Source organism: Streptomyces sp. NPDC104202, assembly GCF_055584185.1.
The window spans coordinates 101,144-118,382 of record NZ_JBVJMN010000012.1; the positions used below are offsets into that span (position 1 = coordinate 101,144).

At 73.6% G+C, this 17,239-nt stretch carries 17 protein-coding genes; 12 read left to right on the forward strand and 5 right to left on the reverse strand.

What is annotated here, in order from left to right; all coding sequences use genetic code 11:
- The first annotated feature begins 554 nt into the window (after positions 1-554).
- A complete protein-coding gene (locus ACZ60W_RS11380) occupies positions 555-1,553 on the forward strand; it encodes a TAXI family TRAP transporter solute-binding subunit (RefSeq protein WP_469755109.1) in 999 nt (332 codons plus the stop codon).
- Here the strand turns inward: ACZ60W_RS11380 and ACZ60W_RS11385 are convergent.
- Together ACZ60W_RS11385 and ACZ60W_RS11390 are read right to left on the reverse strand one after the other, a co-directional pair.
- A complete protein-coding gene (locus ACZ60W_RS11385; RefSeq protein ID WP_469755110.1) occupies positions 1,532-2,983 on the reverse strand; it encodes a sensor histidine kinase in 1,452 nt (483 codons plus the stop codon). The two genes, ACZ60W_RS11380 and ACZ60W_RS11385, sit on opposite strands and share 22 nt — an antisense overlap.
- Positions 2,984-3,001: 18 nt before the next feature.
- Positions 3,002-3,706 (reverse strand): response regulator transcription factor, encoded by a 705-nt coding sequence (locus tag ACZ60W_RS11390; RefSeq protein WP_469755111.1) that lies wholly within the window; start codon positions 3,704-3,706, stop codon positions 3,002-3,004.
- 273 nt (positions 3,707-3,979) lie between these two features.
- Here ACZ60W_RS11390 and ACZ60W_RS11395 point away from each other — a divergent pair, with 273 nt between their 5' ends.
- The 8 genes from ACZ60W_RS11395 to ACZ60W_RS11430 all read left to right on the forward strand — a co-directional run bounded on the left by ACZ60W_RS11395 (position 3,980) and on the right by ACZ60W_RS11430 (position 10,610).
- Entirely contained in the window at positions 3,980-4,765 is a 786-nt protein-coding gene (locus ACZ60W_RS11395) for an amino acid ABC transporter ATP-binding protein (protein WP_469755112.1), read from the forward strand.
- Positions 4,766-4,819: 54 nt separating this feature from the next.
- On the forward strand, positions 4,820-5,641 hold the full coding sequence (locus tag ACZ60W_RS11400; protein ID WP_469755113.1) for a glutamate ABC transporter substrate-binding protein: 822 nt from the start codon (positions 4,820-4,822) through the stop codon (positions 5,639-5,641).
- A gap of 120 nt (positions 5,642-5,761) precedes the next feature.
- The gene (locus tag ACZ60W_RS11405; protein ID WP_469755114.1) at positions 5,762-6,436 is read left to right on the forward strand and encodes an amino acid ABC transporter permease; all 675 of its coding nucleotides are present in this window, start codon (positions 5,762-5,764) and stop codon (positions 6,434-6,436) included.
- The gene (locus ACZ60W_RS11410; protein ID WP_469755115.1) at positions 6,433-7,323 is read left to right on the forward strand and encodes an amino acid ABC transporter permease; all 891 of its coding nucleotides are present in this window, start codon (positions 6,433-6,435) and stop codon (positions 7,321-7,323) included. Before ACZ60W_RS11405 ends, ACZ60W_RS11410 begins: the two co-directional genes overlap by 4 nt.
- Before the next feature lie 192 nt (positions 7,324-7,515).
- A complete protein-coding gene (locus tag ACZ60W_RS11415) occupies positions 7,516-9,180 on the forward strand; it encodes an FAD-dependent monooxygenase (protein ID WP_469755116.1) in 1,665 nt (554 codons plus the stop codon).
- A 32-nt stretch (positions 9,181-9,212) separates the two neighbouring features.
- Positions 9,213-9,299 (forward strand): putative leader peptide, encoded by an 87-nt coding sequence (locus tag ACZ60W_RS11420; RefSeq protein WP_366305777.1) that lies wholly within the window; start codon positions 9,213-9,215, stop codon positions 9,297-9,299.
- Positions 9,300-9,399: 100 nt separating this feature from the next.
- The gene (locus ACZ60W_RS11425) at positions 9,400-10,020 is read left to right on the forward strand and encodes a cupin domain-containing protein (protein WP_469755145.1); all 621 of its coding nucleotides are present in this window, start codon (positions 9,400-9,402) and stop codon (positions 10,018-10,020) included.
- 167 nt (positions 10,021-10,187) lie between these two features.
- Positions 10,188-10,610: a rhodanese-like domain-containing protein gene (locus tag ACZ60W_RS11430; RefSeq protein WP_469755146.1), complete on the forward strand. Its 423-nt coding sequence runs from the start codon at positions 10,188-10,190 to the stop codon at positions 10,608-10,610.
- Positions 10,611-10,657: 47 nt separating this feature from the next.
- Here ACZ60W_RS11430 and recX read toward each other — a convergent pair whose 3' ends face one another.
- The 3 genes from recX to ACZ60W_RS11445 all read right to left on the reverse strand — a co-directional run bounded on the left by recX (position 10,658) and on the right by ACZ60W_RS11445 (position 13,444).
- Complete coding sequence (gene recX / locus ACZ60W_RS11435; protein ID WP_469755117.1) at positions 10,658-11,224, reverse strand: recombination regulator RecX; 567 nt, start codon at positions 11,222-11,224, stop codon at positions 10,658-10,660.
- A gap of 4 nt (positions 11,225-11,228) precedes the next feature.
- Positions 11,229-12,362 carry a recombinase RecA gene (recA, locus tag ACZ60W_RS11440; protein ID WP_469755118.1) on the reverse strand — a complete coding sequence of 378 codons (1,134 nt, stop codon included), beginning with the start codon at positions 12,360-12,362 and terminating at the stop codon, positions 11,229-11,231.
- A gap of 260 nt (positions 12,363-12,622) precedes the next feature.
- Positions 12,623-13,444, reverse strand: coding sequence for an alpha/beta fold hydrolase (locus ACZ60W_RS11445; RefSeq protein WP_469755119.1), 822 nt, complete (start codon positions 13,442-13,444; stop codon positions 12,623-12,625).
- 325 nt (positions 13,445-13,769) lie between these two features.
- Between ACZ60W_RS11445 and ACZ60W_RS11450 the strand changes: the two genes are divergently transcribed.
- The 3 genes from ACZ60W_RS11450 to ACZ60W_RS11460 all read left to right on the forward strand — a co-directional run bounded on the left by ACZ60W_RS11450 (position 13,770) and on the right by ACZ60W_RS11460 (position 17,238).
- Positions 13,770-15,083, forward strand: a complete 1,314-nt coding sequence (locus ACZ60W_RS11450) for a sensor histidine kinase (protein ID WP_469755120.1) — start codon at positions 13,770-13,772, stop codon at positions 15,081-15,083.
- Positions 15,080-15,748, forward strand: coding sequence for a response regulator (locus ACZ60W_RS11455; RefSeq protein WP_469755121.1), 669 nt, complete (start codon positions 15,080-15,082; stop codon positions 15,746-15,748). Before ACZ60W_RS11450 ends, ACZ60W_RS11455 begins: the two co-directional genes overlap by 4 nt.
- A 194-nt stretch (positions 15,749-15,942) precedes the next feature.
- Entirely contained in the window at positions 15,943-17,238 is a 1,296-nt protein-coding gene (locus tag ACZ60W_RS11460) for a cytochrome ubiquinol oxidase subunit I (RefSeq protein ID WP_469755122.1), read from the forward strand.
- Position 17,239 lies beyond the last annotated feature (1 nt).

The window sequence follows — 17,239 nt, forward strand, 5'->3', positions numbered from 1 at the left end:
CCGCCGCGAAGGCCCTGCTCAGGGCCGTACGCGAGCCGACCCCCGCGGCCGCCGGTCCACCCCGGCCGCGGGGAGGCGCGGGCCGGACGGCCGACGCGAGGGGCCCGCACCCCCCGGGACGCCGCGCCTCGGCCGCCGGCGCCGAGGCGGCCGCTCTCGGCAGCGGCGTCATCTTCGCCGCGACGCCCCTGACGAACCGGTCCGGCTCCGCGTACCGACCGACCCCTGAGCGGCAGGTCCGGCCGCGCGCGCCGACCGGTTCCTGGACAACAGGCTCGGCTCGGGGCACCGACCGGTCCCTGAGCGGCGGGCACGGCTGCGCGTACCGACCGGTTCCTGGACCACAGGCCCGGCTCGGCGCACCGACCGGTCCCTGAGCGGCGGGCGCGGCTGCGCGTACCGACCGGTCCCGTGCCACCCGGGCGGGACCGCCCGAGGCCCCGGGCCCTCGCCGGTCCGGGGCCGCGGCGGCGACCGGCCACGGGCCGTCGGGGGCGGGGCCGTGACCGGCCGAGCCTGGCCAGAAGCGGCGGTGAGCTGGCAGGATCGCCCCCATGTTCGCCTCGCTCTCCCGTGCCGCCCGCCGCCGTGTCCTGGCGGTGTCGGCCGCGCTGCTCGCGGTGTGCGGGGTGCTGGTGTGGTGGCTGGTTCCCTTCGGACCGCCCACGCCGAGCGGAACCGTCACGTTCAGTACGGGTGTGCCCACCGGCGTGTACCAGCGGTACGGCAAGCTCCTCCGGCAGGCCCTGGCCCAGGACCTGCCCGAGGTGTCGATACGGCTCACGGACAGCGAGGGCTCGCAGCAGAACCTGGCCCGGGTGGCCTCGGGCGAGGCCGACTTCACCGTCGCCACGGCCGACGCGGTCGCCCAGTACCAGCGGGAGCGCAGGCCCGGCTTCGAGCGGCTGCGCGGCTGCGCCCGCCTCTACGACGACTACGTGCAGCTCGTCGTGCGCAAGGGCTCCTCGCTCCAGCGCGTCCAGGACCTGCGGGGCCTGCGGGTGGGCGTCGGCCAGGCCGGATCGGGCGTGCGGCTGATCGCCGACCGGGTGCTCGCGGCGGCGGGCATCGCCCCCGTCCGGGACATCGAGCCGGTCGCGGCCGGCATCGACACCATGCCCCGCCTCCTGGAGCGGGGCGAGCTCGACGCCTTCTTCTGGTCGGGCGGCCTGCCCACCGAGGCGGTCCAGAAGCTCTCCGAGCGGTTCCCGGTACGGCTCGTCCCGCTGGACGCGACCCTGGTCGACCGGCTGCACGACGTCGGCGAGTCGACCCGCCACTACCGGTCCGCGGTGATCCCGGCGGACGCGTACACCCGGGCGCAGGACGGCCGGCAGATCGAGACGCTGGCGGTGGCGAACCTCCTGGTCACCACCGACAAGGCCGACGCGGACCTGGTCGAGGGGTTCACGCGGACGGTGATCAGGAGCCGTGACCTCATCGGCAGCCAGGTCCACCCCGCCCAGCTCGTGGACCTCCGGACGGCCGTCTACACCGAGCCCCTCGCCCTGCACGAGGGCGCCCGGCGCTACTACCGCTCGGTGAAGCCCTGACCCGGGCGCTCGGGGCCGGTGCCGCGGTGCCGGTCGGCGGGGGCGTGCCGGGGCACGGTGACGGTCACGCGCAGACCGTGGGGCTCGTGCGGGGCGAAGGCGATCCCGCCGCCGCCCGCGGTCAGCAGGACCCGGGTGATGGAGAGGCCGAGGCCGGAGCCCTTGACGTTCTGGTGCCGTCCGGAGCGCCAGAAGCGGTCACCGACCCGGTCCAGCTCGTCCTCGGTGAGGCCGGGTCCCCGGTCGGCGACGACCACGTCGACGCTCCCCCCGTCCGCGGAGACCGCGACGGCGACCGTGACCTCCTCGCCGGCGGGGGTGAACTTGAGCGCGTTGTCGATCACCGCGTCGAGGGCGCTGGAGAGGGCCACCGGGTCCGCCCAGGCGGTGACGGCTGCGCACGAGCCCGAGAGCAGGACGCCCTTGTCCTCGGCGACCGGCCGCCAGGAGGCGACCCGCTCGCCGGCGAGCCCTCCGACGTCGGTGAGCCGGAGCTCCGCGGCGGCGTGCTCGGCGAGGGCGAGGTCGAGGAGGTCGTCGAGGACCTGCGAGAGGCGCTTGCCCTCGGTGCGGACGGAGGCGATCTCCTCGTTGCCCTCGGGGAGCTCCATGGCGAGCAGCTCGATCCGCAGGAGCAGGGCGGCCAGCGGGTTGCGCAGCTGGTGGGAGGCGTCGGCGACGAAGGCCCGCTGCTGTTCGAGGACCTCCTCGACGTTGTCGGCCATCTCGTTGAACGAGCGGGCCAGGCGCTGTAGTTCGGGCGGGCCGCCGGCCGCGGCGACCCGGGAGTTCATCCGTCCCGTGGCGATGTCGTGGGTGACGGAGTCGAGGACGCGGACCGGCCGCAGCACCCAGCCGGTGAGCCGGAAGGCGGCCCCGACCGCGACCAGCATGGCGGCCGCCTCACCGGCGAAGATCAGCAGCCAGCCGCGCAGGATGCGCAGCCGGAGCTGGCCGGTGGGCGAGTCGGTGACGACGACGGCGACGACGTCGCCGTCCCGGACCACCGGGGAGGCGACGATGAGGCGCGCGTGGCCCTGCCAGGGCCACACCTGGGGCGGGTCGTGGCTGCGCCGCCCGAGGAGCGCCTCGTTGAAGGCGCGCCTGCCCTCCCCGTCGTACGGGACGACCCACTCCTCCGGGGCGGCGGCCATGGCGCGGTTGTCGCGGTAGAAGATCCCGGCCCGGATGCCGTACACGTCGTGGTAGCTGAGGAGTTCGCCGCCGAGGGTGGCGCGCCGCTCGTCGGTGCCGGAACTGCTGGGGCTGACGAACTGGCCGAGGGCGGCGAAGCGGGCGGCGTCGTCGAGGCGGTCGACGACGACCCGCTGCTGCTCGGAGGCGGCGAGGCTGGCGGCGAGCGGGAAGCCGAGGGCGAGGAGCACACCGGCCATGAGGACGATGAGCAGCGGAAGGAGGCGGGTGCGCACGGGTGGGGGGTCCGGGGGTTACGCGGCGGGGGCGACGAGGCGGTAGCCGACGCCGCGCACGGTCTCGATCAGGGCGGGCATCCGCAGCTTGGAGCGCAGGGACGCGACGTGCACCTCCAGGGTGCGGCCGGTCCCCTCCCAGCTGGTGCGCCAGACCTCGCTGATGATCTGTTCGCGGCGGAAGACGACGCCGGGCCGCTGGGCGAGGAGCGCGAGGAGGTCGAACTCCTTGCGGGTCAGCGCGACGGCCTCGCCCTCGACGCTGACCCGGCGGGTGGGCAGCTCGATGGTGACGGCCCCGAGGCGCAGCTGGGTGTCGTCGGCGGCGCCGGCCGTCTCCTCGGGCCCGGCGTTGCGCCGGCTGACGGCGTGGATCCGGGCGAGGAGCTCGCCGGGGTCGTAGGGCTTGACGACGTAGTCGTCCGCGCCGAGGTTGAGTCCGTGGATCCGGGAGCGCACGTCGCCGCGGGCGGTCACCATGATCACCGGGGTGCTGGTGAGCTTCCGGATGCGCCCGCAGACCTGGTAGCCGTCCTGGTCGGGCAGGCCGAGGTCGAGCAGGATCACGCCGTACGACGGCCGGTCGCCCTGCGCGGTCGGCAGGACGGCCTGGAGCGCCTCCTCGCCGCTGCGGGCGTGGGTGACGGCGAACCCGTGCTTGGCGAGGATCGCGGAGAGGGCGGCGGCGACGTGGTCGTCGTCCTCGACGAGCAGCAGTCGCATGCGTACCTCCTCCGTGGTGATCTGTCGTCCGGCCGGTCTCTGTGTACCAGGTGGTACCAGGGCATGAACACCGAACACCGGTGCCACAGTCAAGTGTCCCCCGGTGACACCGCCGCATCCGTTATGCACCCGGTACGCCAGGGACGCCGACTTCACCCCCCGTGTCCGGTCGCGGCCGGATCGTTATCCTCAAGTTCCGCTCAGATGTGATGACGGTCGTCACATCGGGTCTCTAGTCTCCTCCCCAACCGAGGAGGACGGAGCAAGAGGCCGATGAGCGGAGAGTCTGTGTCCAAGGGTCCCGAGGACACCCCGCGCGCCGCGGACGACCTGGTCGTACTGTCCGGCGTGAACAAGCACTTCGGCGCACTGCATGTCCTCCAGGACATCGAGCTGACGATCACCCGCGGCGAGGTCGTCGTCGTCATCGGACCGTCCGGGTCGGGCAAGTCGACGCTGTGCCGCACGATCAACCGGCTGGAGACCGTCGACGCCGGCACCATCACCATCGACGGCAAGGCGCTGCCGCAGGAGGGCAAGGAGCTCGCCCGGCTGCGCGCGGACGTCGGCATGGTGTTCCAGTCGTTCAACCTGTTCGCGCACAAGACGGTGCTCGAGAACGTGATGCTGGGCCAGGTCAAGGTCCGCAAGACGGAGAAGAAGGCCGCCGAGACCAAGGCCCGCGCCCTGCTCGACCGGGTCGGCGTCGGCACGCAGGCGGACAAGTACCCGGCGCAGCTCTCCGGCGGCCAGCAGCAGCGCGTGGCGATCGCCCGCGCGCTGGCGATGGACCCGAAGGTGATGCTCTTCGACGAGCCGACCTCGGCGCTCGACCCCGAGATGATCAACGAGGTCCTGGAGGTCATGCAGCAGCTGGCCCGGGACGGCATGACGATGGTCGTCGTCACCCACGAGATGGGCTTCGCCCGCTCCGCCGCCAACCGGGTCGTCTTCATGGCCGACGGGAAGATCGTCGAGCAGGCGTCGCCGGAGGAGTTCTTCAGCAACCCGCGCAGCGACCGCGCCAAGGACTTCCTCTCCAAGATCCTTCACCACTGAGCGAGTTCGGACCTATTCTTCCCAACTCACTTCTAGACCAAGGGACATTCCTCGATGAAGCTTCGTCGCACCCCCGCCGCCGCCGCGGCCGCCGTCGTCCTCGCCCTGACCGCCACCGCCTGTGGCGGCGGCTCCGACTCGGGCAGCAACGGTGACAAGATCACCGTCGGCATCAAGTTCGACCAGCCGGGTCTGGGCCTGAAGACCCCGGACGGCACGTACGCCGGCTTCGACGTGGACGTCGCCCGCTACGTCGCCAAGGAGCTCGGCTACCCCGAGGACAAGATCAACTTCAAGCAGGCGCCGAGCGCCGAGCGCGAGAACCTGATCAAGAACGGTGACGTGAAGTTCGTCGTCGCCAGCTACTCGATCAACGACAAGCGCAAGAAGGAGGTCGACTTCGCCGGTCCGTACTTCCTGGCCCACCAGGACCTGCTCGTGCGCGCCGACGACACCTCCATCACCAAGGTCGAGGACCTCAACTCCAAGAAGCTCTGCTCGGTCACCGGCTCGACCTCCGCGCAGAACGTCAAGGAGAAGCTCGCCCCGAAGGCCGACCTCCAGCAGCTCGGCGGCTACTCCGAGTGCCTGACCGGCCTGGAGAACAAGGCCGTCGACGCCCTGACCACCGACGACTCCATCCTCGCGGGCTACGCCTCGCAGAAGGAGCACCAGGGCAAGTTCAAGCTCGCCGGTCTGCGGATGAGCGACGAGAAGTACGGCATCGGCGTCAAGAAGGGCGACGACGAGCTGCGCGGCAAGATCAACAAGGCGCTGGAGAAGATGGTCTCCGACGGCACCTGGGAGAAGCTCGTCAAGCAGCACTTCGGCCCCTCGGGCTACAAGTACGAGCCCGCGCCGAAGGTCGAGAACTGACCTCACCCGCCTGGCCCGTGACGGCCGCCCCGCTCGGGGGCGGCCGCCGCACCGGCACCGGCCGCCGCCCACGCGGCGGCCTCCACACCGACCGACCACCAGGGGAGAGCGCGGGGCATCGTGTTCGACTTTCTTGATTCCGGGCAGTACGACCTGCTCGGCGCCTTCTGGGTGACGGCGCAACTCGCCCTCTACTCGGCGATCGGCTCACTGGTCTGGGGCACCGCCCTGGTCGCCATGCGGGTCAGCCCGGTCCCGGTGATGCGCGGCTTCGCCACCGCCTACGTCAACATCGTCCGGAACACGCCGCTGACGGTCGTCCTCGTCGGCTGCCTGCTGGGCCTCAACCAGACCCTCGGCATCACCCTCGGCGCGGACCGCTCCGAGAACATCGGCTTCCGCCTCGCGGTCCTCGGCCTCGTCGCGTACACCGGCACCTTCGTCTGCGAGGCGCTCCGCTCGGGCATCAACACCGTCCCGTCCGGCCAGGCCGAGGCGGCCCGCGCACTGGGCATGTCCTTCACCCAGGTCCTGACGCTGGTGGTGCTCCCGCAGGCGTTCCGCGCCGCGGTGACCCCGCTCGCCAACGTCCTGATCGCCCTGACCAAGAACACGACCGTGGCGGCGGCGATCGGCGCCGCGGACGCGTCGCTCCTGATGAAGGAGATGCTCGAGAACGAGGCCGACGCGCTCTTCGCGGTCTTCGCCGTCTTCGCCTTCGGCTTCATCGTTCTCACCCTCCCCACCGGCCTCGTCCTGGGCTGGGCGGCCAAGCGACTGGCGGTGAAGCGATGAGTTCCGTCCTGTACGACACCCCCGGCCCGCGTGCCAAGCGGCGCAACGTCCTCTACACGATCGGGTTCCTGGCGGTCCTCGCCCTGGTGGCCTGGTGGGTGCTCTCCGCCCTGGCCGACAAGAACCAGCTGGCGGCCGAGAAGTGGAGCCCGTTCGTCACCGACGCCGAGGTCTGGACGACGTACCTCTTCCCCGGCCTGGTCGAGACCCTCAAGGCCGCGGCGCTCTCCATCGTCATCGCGCTGCCCCTCGGCGCCGCCCTCGGCATCGGCCGGCTCTCCGACCACCGCTGGGTCCGGGTCCCCGTCGGCGCGCTCGTCGAGTTCTTCCGCGCCATCCCGGTGCTGCTGCTCATGATGTTCGCCAGCACGGCGTACCGCGAGTTCACCACCGTCAGCTCCGACTTCCGCCCGCTGTACGCGGTCGTCACCGGCCTGGTCCTGTACAACGCCTCGGTCATCGCCGAGGTCGTCCGGGCCGGCGTCCTCTCGCTGCCCCGCGGCCAGGGCGACGCGGCCGTCGCGCTCGGCATGCGCAAGGGACAGACGATGGTGTACGTCCTGCTCCCGCAGGCCGTGACCGTGATGCTTCCCGCCCTGGTCAGCCAGCTCGTCGTGATCGTGAAGGACACCGCCCTCGGCGGCGCCCTGCTCGGCTTCGCCGAGCTCCTCAGCCAGAACCGGCAGATCACCGCCAACTACGGCGCCAACACGATCGCCACCCTCACGGTGATCGCGCTGATCTACATCGCCATCAACTTCGCCCTCACCAGCTTCGCGGGGCGGCTCGAACGGCGACTGCGGCGCGGCCGGAAGTCCGGCGCGCCGACCGTCCCGGCCCAGGCCGGAGCCCCCGACGTGAAGTCGGAGGCGGTCAGCGGCGCCTGACCCCGAAGGGGTCCGTGGGACAGCAGGGGTGGGCCGAACCGGTACCGACGCGATGTCGACCGCACCGCGCCCACCCCGTCGCTTGACGCAAGCACCCTCAGTGGGTTGCATACGGTCTGTGATCAACCACCGGGCTCGTGCCACACTCAGCTGTGCTGCCCCCATGACCGTCCGGCCTACAGGAGCCGCGCCGTGGACCCGGTGATCATCGTGGGCGCGGGGCCGGTCGGCCTCGCGCTCTCCCTCGCGCTCGCCGCGCAGGGCGTGCCCAGCATCGTCCTCGACGAGGGCCCGGGCAAGGACGAACCCCGCCCCGCCCGCAGCGTCCTGCTGCGCGCCGACATGGCCGCCATGGTCGAGCGCCTGGGCTGCGCCACCCTCCGTGACGAGGGGGTCCGCTGGGTCGGCTGGCGCAGCATGCGCCGCGGCCGGCTGGTCCGCCACCTCCCCCTCGACCTGGGACTCAGCGGTACGGAGGAGTGGTCCGAGGACCCCGACGCGCCCGCCGCGCCGGCCGCCCCGCTGCACATCCCCCAGCACGCCCTCGCCCGCGGCCTGCGGGACGCCATCGGCCGCGAGAAGCTGATCCGGCTCGTCACCGACGCCCGGCTGGACACCATCGAGCAGGACGGCGACGGCGTCACCGCCCACACCCGCGGCCCCGACGGCACCTGGTGGCGCGGCAGCCACCTGGTCGGATGCGACGGCGCCCGCTCGACCGTGCGCAAGCTGCTCGGCATCCGCTTCCCCGGGCGCACGGCGGTGGAGCGGCACGCGGTCGCCGCCCTGCGCACCGAACTCCCCTGGCCCGGCGAGGCCCTGATGCACCGTCAACCTCCGTGGCGAGGAGCTCCGGAGGAGATCACCGCGCGCCCGCTGCCCGACGGGGTGTGGCGCATCGACTGGCTGCTGCCGCCCCGCGGGGACCTGGTCACCCCCGACGCGCTGGTCGCCCGGATCCGCGAGACCCTCGCGGGCTGGTGCGACGGCGTGACCCCGCCGTATGAGCTCATCGACACCGGGGTCCACACCCTGCACCACCGGCTCGCCCGCCGCTGGCGCGTCGACCGGGTCCTGCTCGCCGGGGACGCGGCGCACCTGCTCGGGGCGGTCGGCACCCAGAGCCTCGACGAGGGCTTCCGGGACGTCGACAACCTCGCCTGGAAACTCGCCCTGACCTGGCACCGCAACGCCTCCGACCGGCTGCTCGACAGCTACCAGAGCGAGCGGCGGACGGCCGTCGCCTCCCGGCTCCGCGCCGCCGACCAGTCGCTGCCGGCGCTCCGCGGCGGCGGGGGCCTGCGGACGTACCTCCCCGGGGCGACGCGCGGCCACGACGCCCTGCTCACCGAGGGCCACGTGGGCCGCGGGCCGCTCGGCGCGCCCCCGGCGTACCCCCACTCCCCCCTCGCGCCCGCGCACACCGACGGGCTGGCGCCGGTCGGCACCCCGCCGGGCGCCCCCGTCGAGGACGTCCGCGTGACCGCCCCGGACGGCACGACCGTACGACTCCGCGACCGCCTCGGCCGGGGCCGGCAGCTGGTCGTGCTGGTGGCCCCCGGCACCGGCGTGTGGGACCGGCGCCACTGGCAGACCGCGGGCGTCATGCCCCGGCTGGAGGAGGCGGTCCGCGCCCTCCCGGTGAAGGCCGAGGTCCTGGTGACCGAGGCCTACCCCGGCGCCCCGGCCCACGCCGTCCTGCTCGTGCGTCCCGACGGCCACCTCGCGGCCTCGTTCTCCGGTGTCCTCCCCGAGGAGCTGTACGCGGCGGCCGACGCCGTACGCGGGGGCTCCCCGGCCGACCAGGAGCCCGCCGAGGTGTCCGTCGCGGCCGACCGTACGGCGGACATGCATTGATTCCCGCGGGCGCGCGTGGTGTACTCCGGAACGTGACCGACACCTATGCGCGCCTGTGGCGGAGGGTCCACATGGACCTCGTCCGCTACGCGGGCTGCGTGTGTCGCCCTTCCTCCTGACCTCGCCCCTTCCTCGCGCGCGCCCCGCCGCGGACGTCCGTCCGCGGCGCCGTGAGCCGTCGCGCGCTCTTCGCGAACCCCAGGACGGTCACCCGTGTCCCTGTACGCCTCCGCACCCGCGTCCTCCTCCTCGCCTCCGCCCGCCGCGCCTCCCGCGGACGGCCCGGCCGACGCCCGGGTCCCGGCCCCGGCCGGCGCTCCCCACGCGTCGGCCGCCGCGTCCCCCTCCGGCCCCACGGCCGCCGAGCTCCTCGACTTCGTGCGGCGCACGGCCGCCGACGACGCGCTCGTCGACTCGCTTCCGCTCGACCCCGAGGGCCGCACCTGGGTGCGGCTCGACGGCCCCGGCGGCAGCGAGGCGTGGCTCATCGGCTGGCCACCCGGCACCGGGACCGGCTGGCACGACCACGCCGAGTCGCAGGGCGCCTTCGCCACCGCGCGCGGCACGCTGACCGAGAACGCCCTGGCGGTGCGGCTGCCGGCGAGCGGCTGGAAGACCCTCGAACTGGCGGACGACCTCGACCGCTCCCGCCGGCTGGCGGAGGGCACGGGCCGGGCCTTCGGCCGCCACCACGTGCACGAGGTGCTCAACGAGTCCCGCGACACCCACGCCGTCTCGGTGCACGCCTACTACCCGCCGCTCCCCCTGATCCGGCGGTTCAGCCGGACCGGCGCGGTGCTGCGTCTGGAGCAGGTCGAACGTCCGGAGGACTGGCAGTGAGCGACGAAGCGGTCGGCGAGGAGACAGCACCGGTGAACGGGACGTCACTGGAGGACCCGGCGGGGAGCGGCCCGGCCGCGGGCGACTCGGCGGTGCACGCCCCGACGGTGGGCGACACGTCGGTGGGCAACGCGTCGGTGGGCAACACGTCGGGGAACGGGACGGCGGTGGGCGCGGCGGCCGCGGGCGGCGGCCGCGTCGGCATCGACGAGCTTCTGGAGCGGGTCAGGGCCGGTATCGAGCGGATCGAGCCCCGTGCCGCCCACGAGGCGTACGAGGCGGGGGACGCGCTCCTGGTGGACACCCGTTACGCGGCCCTGCGAGAGCGGGACGGCCTCATCCCGGGCGCGCTCGTCGTGGAGCGCAACGAACTGGAGTGGCGCCTCGACCCGCTGGGCAGCCACCGCGCGGCCGAGGCGGACAGCCACGACCTCCGGGTCGTCGTCCTCTGCAACGAGGGCTACGCCTCCTCCCTCGCGGCCGAGTCCCTGCGCAGACTGGGCCTGCACCGCGCGACCGACCTCATCGGCGGATTCCAGGCGTGGAAGGCGGCGGGCCTCCCGGTCCTGCTGCCGGCTGCCCGCGCCTGACACGGCACCCGACGCCTGGCCGAGTCCTTCCGACTCCCCCCCGGAGGTCAGAAGGACTCGTCCAGCCCGTCCGTGTCCTCGCCCTCGGCCTCCAGCGCCTGGCGGACGACGCGGAGGGCCATGCCCTCGGGGTAGCCCTTGCGGGCGAGCATCCCGGCGAGCCGGCGCAGCCGCCGGTCGCGCTCCAGGCCGCGGGTGGCGCGCAGCTTGCGGGCGACGAGCTCGCGCGCCGTGGCCTCCTCCTGCTCGGAGTCCAGCTGTCCCACCGCCTCCTGGATGAGGGTCGGCTCGACTCCCTTGGTACGCAGCTCCCGGGCGAGGGCCCGGCGGGCCAGGCCCCGGCCGTGGTGGCGGGACTCCACCCAGGCGCCCGCGAACGCCGCGTCGTCGATCAGTCCGACGTCCTCGAAGCGGGAGAGGATCTCCTCCGCCACGTCGTCGGGGATCTCCCGCTTGCGCAGCGCGTCGGCGAGCTGCTTGCGCGTGCGGGGGGTCCCGGTGAGCAGGCGCAGGCAGATCGCCCGCGCCCGCTCAGCCGGATCCTGGGGTGACAGCTCCTTCTCGGCCCTCGACGAGTCGGGGCTGTCACCCGGCCATTCGGTGCGACCGGTCACCGGTTCAGCTCTTGACCGCGGTGGCCTTGGTCGCCTTCGCGGTCTTGGTCGCAGGTGCCGGGACGGTCTTGGCGTCGTCCGTGCCGGCCGCGTCCGCGGCAGCCGCCGGGTCCGCCGCCGCCTCGGTCTTCGCGGCGTCGGGACGGACGCCGACGCCCAGCTTCTCCTTGATCTTCTTCTCGATCTCGTCGGCGAGGTCGGGGTTGTCCTTCAGGAAGTTGCGGGCGTTCTCCTTGCCCTGGCCGAGCTGGTCGCCCTCGTACGTGTACCAGGCGCCGGCCTTGCGCACGAAGCCGTGCTCCACGCCCATGTCGATGAGACCGCCCTCGCGGCTGATGCCCTGGCCGTAGAGGATGTCGAACTCGGCCTGCTTGAAGGGCGGCGCGACCTTGTTCTTGACGACCTTGACGCGGGTGCGGTTGCCGACCGCGTCCGTGCCGTCCTTGAGGGTCTCGATGCGGCGGATGTCGAGACGCACCGACGCGTAGAACTTCAGCGCGCGGCCACCGGTCGTGGTCTCCGGCGAGCCGAACATGACGCCGATCTTCTCGCGGAGCTGGTTGATGAAGATCGCGGTGGTCTTGGACTGGTTGAGCGCGCTGGTGATCTTCCGGAGCGCCTGGCTCATCAGGCGGGCCTGCAGACCCACGTGCGAGTCACCCATCTCGCCCTCGATCTCCGCACGCGGGACGAGCGCGGCGACGGAGTCGATGACGATCAGGTCGAGGGCGCCGGAGCGGACCAGCATGTCGACGATCTCGAGGGCCTGCTCGCCGTTGTCCGGCTGGGACAGGATGAGGTTGTCGATGTCGACGCCGAGCTTCTTGGCGTACTCGGGGTCGAGGGCGTGCTCCGCGTCGACGAAGGCGACCTGGCCGCCGGCCTTCTGCGCGTTCGCCACGGCGTGCAGGGTCAGGGTCGTCTTGCCGGAGGACTCCGGGCCGTAGATCTCCACGACACGGCCGCGCGGCAGGCCGCCGACGCCGAGCGCGATGTCGAGCGCGGTCGACCCGGTGGAGATCACCTCGATCGGCTCCTGGGTACGGTCGCCCATGCGCATCACGGCGCCCTTGCCGAATTGGCGTTCAATCTGTGCGAGCGCGGCGTCGAGCGCCTTCTCGCGGTCGGTTCCTGCCATGGGTTCCACCCGGTTTGCTTGAGTCGATCGCTTCATGTGAAAGACGCTAACCCCTGCCACTGACAATGGGCCCCGGCGTCCCCTCCGACCTGTGGACAACGCGTCGACAACCCCGTGATTCCAAGGGCCGGACCTCCATCAGAATGGATGTTCGATTTCAGTGTCAAGCGCGCCACGCAGACCCGACGGCTCCCGTCCGACGGCGCGCCCGGCCCGTCGGCCGCCGCCCCGGCTCCCCCGGCGGCCCCGGCGCACCCCCGTCACCCCGCGACGCCCACGAGCCACTCCAGCGCCTCCGGGCCGCCCCGCAGCACCGAGATGTGCCCGTCCCCCGGGCCCGGCCGCAGGGTGGCCGAGGGGCACCGCTCCGCGAGCCAGCGGCCGTGCGACGCCGGGACGACCCGGTCCTCGTCGCCGTGCAGCAGCAGCACCGGCGCGGTGATCCCGGCGGGGTCGAAGCCCCAGGGGGCGACGTACGCCAGGTCGTCGTCCACGAGGCCGCCGGGACCGGCGGCGACGGCCGGGCCGACGACCTCGTCGAACCAGGACCACGTGCCGGAGAGCGCCGCGTGGTCGGCCGGGGTGAACATCTCCGGGTCGTAGGCGGCGCCCGCCTGGTGGGCCTCCTTGGCCGCCCGGCCGGCCGCCGCGGCGCGCAGGCCCGCCACGCCGGACGGCGTCATCCCGCCGAACCAGTCGAGCCCCTCGGCGTCGTACGGGGCGAGCCCGGACACGGCGACCACGCCGACGACCCGGTCCGGCAGGAGGGCGCCGCACGCGAGCGCGTGCGGCCCGCCGCCGGAGTGCCCCATGACCGCGAACCGGGCGAGGCCCAGCGCGTCGGCCGCGGCCGAGGCGATGTCGCGCCCCGGATGCGGGGTGGAGCCGCCGTAGCCGGGGCGGTCGTACGACACCCAGCGGATGCCGAGCCGGGCCGCCGCCGGGAAGAGCGGCGCGGGGGGCGTGCCGATGTTGGGCGTCCCGTGGTGCCAGAGGACGACGAGCCCTCCGCCGGGGCCGCCCCCGGTGTCGTACACGTGCAGCACGCGTCCGTCGTCGAGCTTCACGTCGTTCTCGGCCACTGTGCCCACCCCCTGGCATCCGGGCGTGCCCGGTCGTCGGACCCTCCGGCGCCCCGACGCTACTGTCCGCCCGCCGCCGTCGGCAACGACCGCCACCCGCCCGTGCGGCCGCGTCGCCGCACGGGCGGGGGGGCCCGGAAGCGACCGCACCCCGGCGCCGACACGGACCGCCCCCGAGCCCGTGTCCCGTGGGCCCGCACCTCCGTACACCTGCGCCCCGCCCCTCCCTCGCCCGGTCCCCCCTCCCCACGACGTCCGACCGTCGCCCGTTCGTCCTCGCCCCGCCCCCGGTCCGCCCCGCCGCCCGGCGCCTATCCTTCGACACATGCCCCTCCCCCTCCGCGCCCCCGGCGGCGGCCACCCGTCACCGCGGGCCGCCGACGCGCTCGTGGCGGGCGTCGTCCTGCTGGTCGTCGCGGTCTGGACCCTCGTCTCGGCGCGGTACGCGAGCGAACCGGCGCTCCGCACGGTGCTCGGCTGGGCGCTCATCCTGGTCGGCTGCGGGGCGCTGTACTTCCGGCGGCGGCAGCCCGTCACCGTCGCGGCGGTCACGCTGCTGGCGTGCGTCGTCTACTACCCGCTGTCCGCCCAGGACGGGCCGCTCATGATCGCCTTCGCGCTGGCGCTCTACACGACCGCCGCCGAGGGGCGGTTCGCCGCGGCCGTGGCACTCGCCGCGGTCACCCTGCTCGCGGTGGGGCTGGGCGAGATCAGGCAGCAGCCCGGGCACCGCCAGATCGACGACACGTCGCTGGCGATGCTGGCCGGCTGGCTGATCAGCCTCGTCGCCGTGGGCCGCGCCCAGCGGACCCGGATCGCCTATCTGCACGAGGTGGAGCAGCGGGCGCTCGCCGCCGAACGGGAGCAGGAGGCGCGGGCGCGGCAGAGCGCCACCGAGGAGCGGCTGCGGATCGCCCGGGAGGTGCACGACGTGCTGGGCCACAGCATCTCGCTCATCAACGTCCAGTCCGGCGCCGCGCTGCACCGGCTCGGCAAGGGGCCGGCCCCGGAGGCCGGACTCGTCACCGCCACCGAGGCCCTGGAGGCCGTGAAGGCCACCAGCAAGGACGCGCTGCGCGAGCTGCGGGCGACCCTCGGGATGCTGCGGCGGGCCGACGAGGCGACCCCGACGGTCCCGGCCTCGTCCGGGCTCGCGCTCCTCGGCGACCTGGCCGCCCGGGCCCGGAGCGCCGGGCTCGACGTCCGGACGCGCGTCACCGGCGACCCCGTGCCGCTGCCGCCGCCCCTCGACCTCGCCGCGTACCGGATCGTGCAGGAGTCGCTGACGAACGCGACCCGCCACGCGCGCGCGGGAGCCGTTCTCGTCACCCTCGACTGGGGCGCGGACGCGGTGCGGCTGCGGATCGCGGACGACGGCGCGGGCGCGCCGGAGGGCCGCCCGCTGGGCAGCGGCATCCGGGGCATGACCGAGCGGGCCCGCGCGTTCGGCGGGGACCTCACCGCCGGGAACGCCGAGGGCGGCGGTTTCCTGGTGGACGCCCGGCTGCCCCTGACCCCGCCGGGCCCGTCCGGGCCCCGGTCCGACGCCGAGCCCGACCCCCCGCCCGCACCCCGGGGACGGCCCTCGTCCCCGCCGCCGTCCGCACCGCCCACCGCCTCCGAGGGGGACCCCCGATGATCCGCGTCGTGCTCGCCGACGACCAGACCCTGGTCCGGGCCGGCTTCCGGTCGATCCTGTCGGACGAGGAGGACATCGAGGTCGTCGGCGAGGCCGGGGACGGCGAGCAGGCCATCGGGCTCGCCCGTGAACTGCGCCCGGACGTGGTCCTGATGGACATCCGCATGCCGGTCCTCGACGGCCTGGAGGCGACGCGCCGCATCACCGCCGACGAACGCCTGGCAGGCGTGCGGGTGGTCATCCTGACGACGTTCGACGCCGACGACCACGTGTACGGGGCGCTGCGCGGCGGCGCGTCGGGGTTCCTGGTCAAGGACACCGAGCCGATGGAACTGCTGCACGCGGTACGGGTCGTGGCCCGCGGCGACGCCCTGATCGCCCCGGCCGTGACCCGTCGGCTGATCGCCGAGTTCGCCGGGCGGGCCGACCGGCAGCCCGACCCGGGCCCGCGGCTGAACGCGCTCACCGAGCGGGAGCGCGAGGTGCTGGGCCTCGTCGGGGCGGGCCTGTCCAACGACGAGATCGCCGGCAGGCTGGTCCTCTCCCCCGCCACCGCCAAGACCCACGTCAGCCGCATCATGACCAAGCTGGTCGTCCGCGACCGGGCACAGCTGGTGATCCTGGCGTACGAGTCCGGCATGATCACCCCCGGCTGGCTGGCCTGACGCCGCCCCCGCCACCGGCACTTCCGAAGGGGGTGTCCGGGCGAGCCCGGCATGACCGGCAGGCCCTAGGGGGCGGGGCCCGGCAGGGACGACTGCGGGGGTACGCGCGCGGGGGCCGGCGCAACTCCCGGGGTACGACGGGTGTCCTCTCCGGGGTGACGCCGGGCGGCATGCCGTACGCCGAGGCTGACGGGGTGAATCAGGACGTACTCGATCTCGCGCGGCTGCAGTTCGCCCTCACCGCGGGCGGCCACTTCCTCTTCGTCGCCCTCACGCTGGGGCTCGCGACGGTCGTGGCCGCCCTCCAGACCAGGGCCACCCTGAGCCGGAAGCCGCTCCACGCGCGCATGGTGCGCTTCTGGGGCCAGCTGTACGTGATCAACTACGCGGTCGGCATCGTCACCGGCCTGGTGATGGAGTTCCAGTTCGGCATGGCCTGGAGCGGGCTCACCCACGAGGCGGGCAATGTGCTCGGGGCCTCGCTGGCCGTGGAGACGATCGTGGCGTTCTTCGTCGAGTCGATCTTCCTCGGGCTGTGGATCTTCGGCTGGAACCGGCTCAACCGCTGGGCCCACCTGGCGGTGATCTGGGTCGTCGTCCTGACCGCCTACTTCTCCGCGTACTGGATCCTCGTCTCGAACGGCTTCCTCAACCATCCCGTCGGGTACGGCTCCGAGGGCGGCGAACTGGTCCTCGACGACCCGGTCGCGGTGCTGACCAACCCCTCCGCGCTGCTGGCCTTCGGGCACGTCCTGGCGGGCGCGCTGCTCACCGCCGGGTTCTTCATGGCCGGGGTGAGCGCCTACCACCTGTTCCGGCGCACCCCCGAGTGGGAGTTCTTCGGGCGCAGCCTGCGGATCGGGGTGTTCCTGTCGGCACCCGCGCTGATGGCGGCCGCGGTCTTCGGCGGGCTGCAGTTCTCGGTCCTGACCACCTTCCAGCCGATGAAGTCGGCGGTCTTCGGCGGGAAGGCGGCCGAGATCGCCCGCGTGCAGGCGGAGATGACCGCCCGGTTCGGGCCGGGCGACTACGTGCCGTCGGAGGCGTGGACCCGGGGCGGCGGGCTGGTGATGCTGATCGGTTTCGCGCTGATGATGTACCTCTGCTTCGCCGGGGTGATCCTGGCCTGCTTCAAGAAGGCCGTCTTCCGGTTCCGGTTCTGGCACGTCGTCCTGATGGCGGCCGTACCACTGCCGTATCTGGCCATGATCGGCGGCTGGGTCTTCCGGGAGTCCGGGCGGCAGCCCTGGGTGATCTACGGGCTGCTCAGGACGGAGGACGCGGTGTCGGACCTCTCGCCCGGGGTCATGCGGCTCTCGCTCACGGTCTTCACCACCCTGTTCGTCCTGCTCGCCGTGCTCAACGCCTGGCTGCTCGCCCGGCACGCCCGCCGCGGCCCCGTCGAGTCCGGCCTCGGCCACGACGAGCGGTCCGGCGAGGACGACGGGACGCCCGAGCCCGCCGACGCGCTGCCCGCCCCGCGCTACTGAC

Bases quoted from the DNA above. Each gene is read 5' to 3' on its own strand.
- ACZ60W_RS11390 (WP_469755111.1), bottom strand. From the start codon at position 3,706: ATGCGACTGCTGCTCGTCGAGGACGACGACCACGTCGCCGCCGCCCTC.
- ACZ60W_RS11380 (WP_469755109.1), top strand. From the start codon at position 555: ATGTTCGCCTCGCTCTCCCGTGCCGCCCGCCGCCGTGTCCTGGCGGTG.
- ACZ60W_RS11455 (WP_469755121.1), top strand. From the start codon at position 15,080: ATGATCCGCGTCGTGCTCGCCGACGACCAGACCCTGGTCCGGGCCGGC.
- recA (WP_469755118.1), bottom strand. From the start codon at position 12,362: ATGGCAGGAACCGACCGCGAGAAGGCGCTCGACGCCGCGCTCGCACAG.
- ACZ60W_RS11450 (WP_469755120.1), top strand. From the start codon at position 13,770: ATGCCCCTCCCCCTCCGCGCCCCCGGCGGCGGCCACCCGTCACCGCGG.
- ACZ60W_RS11400 (WP_469755113.1), top strand. From the start codon at position 4,820: ATGAAGCTTCGTCGCACCCCCGCCGCCGCCGCGGCCGCCGTCGTCCTC.
- ACZ60W_RS11410 (WP_469755115.1), top strand. From the start codon at position 6,433: ATGAGTTCCGTCCTGTACGACACCCCCGGCCCGCGTGCCAAGCGGCGC.
- ACZ60W_RS11395 (WP_469755112.1), top strand. From the start codon at position 3,980: ATGAGCGGAGAGTCTGTGTCCAAGGGTCCCGAGGACACCCCGCGCGCC.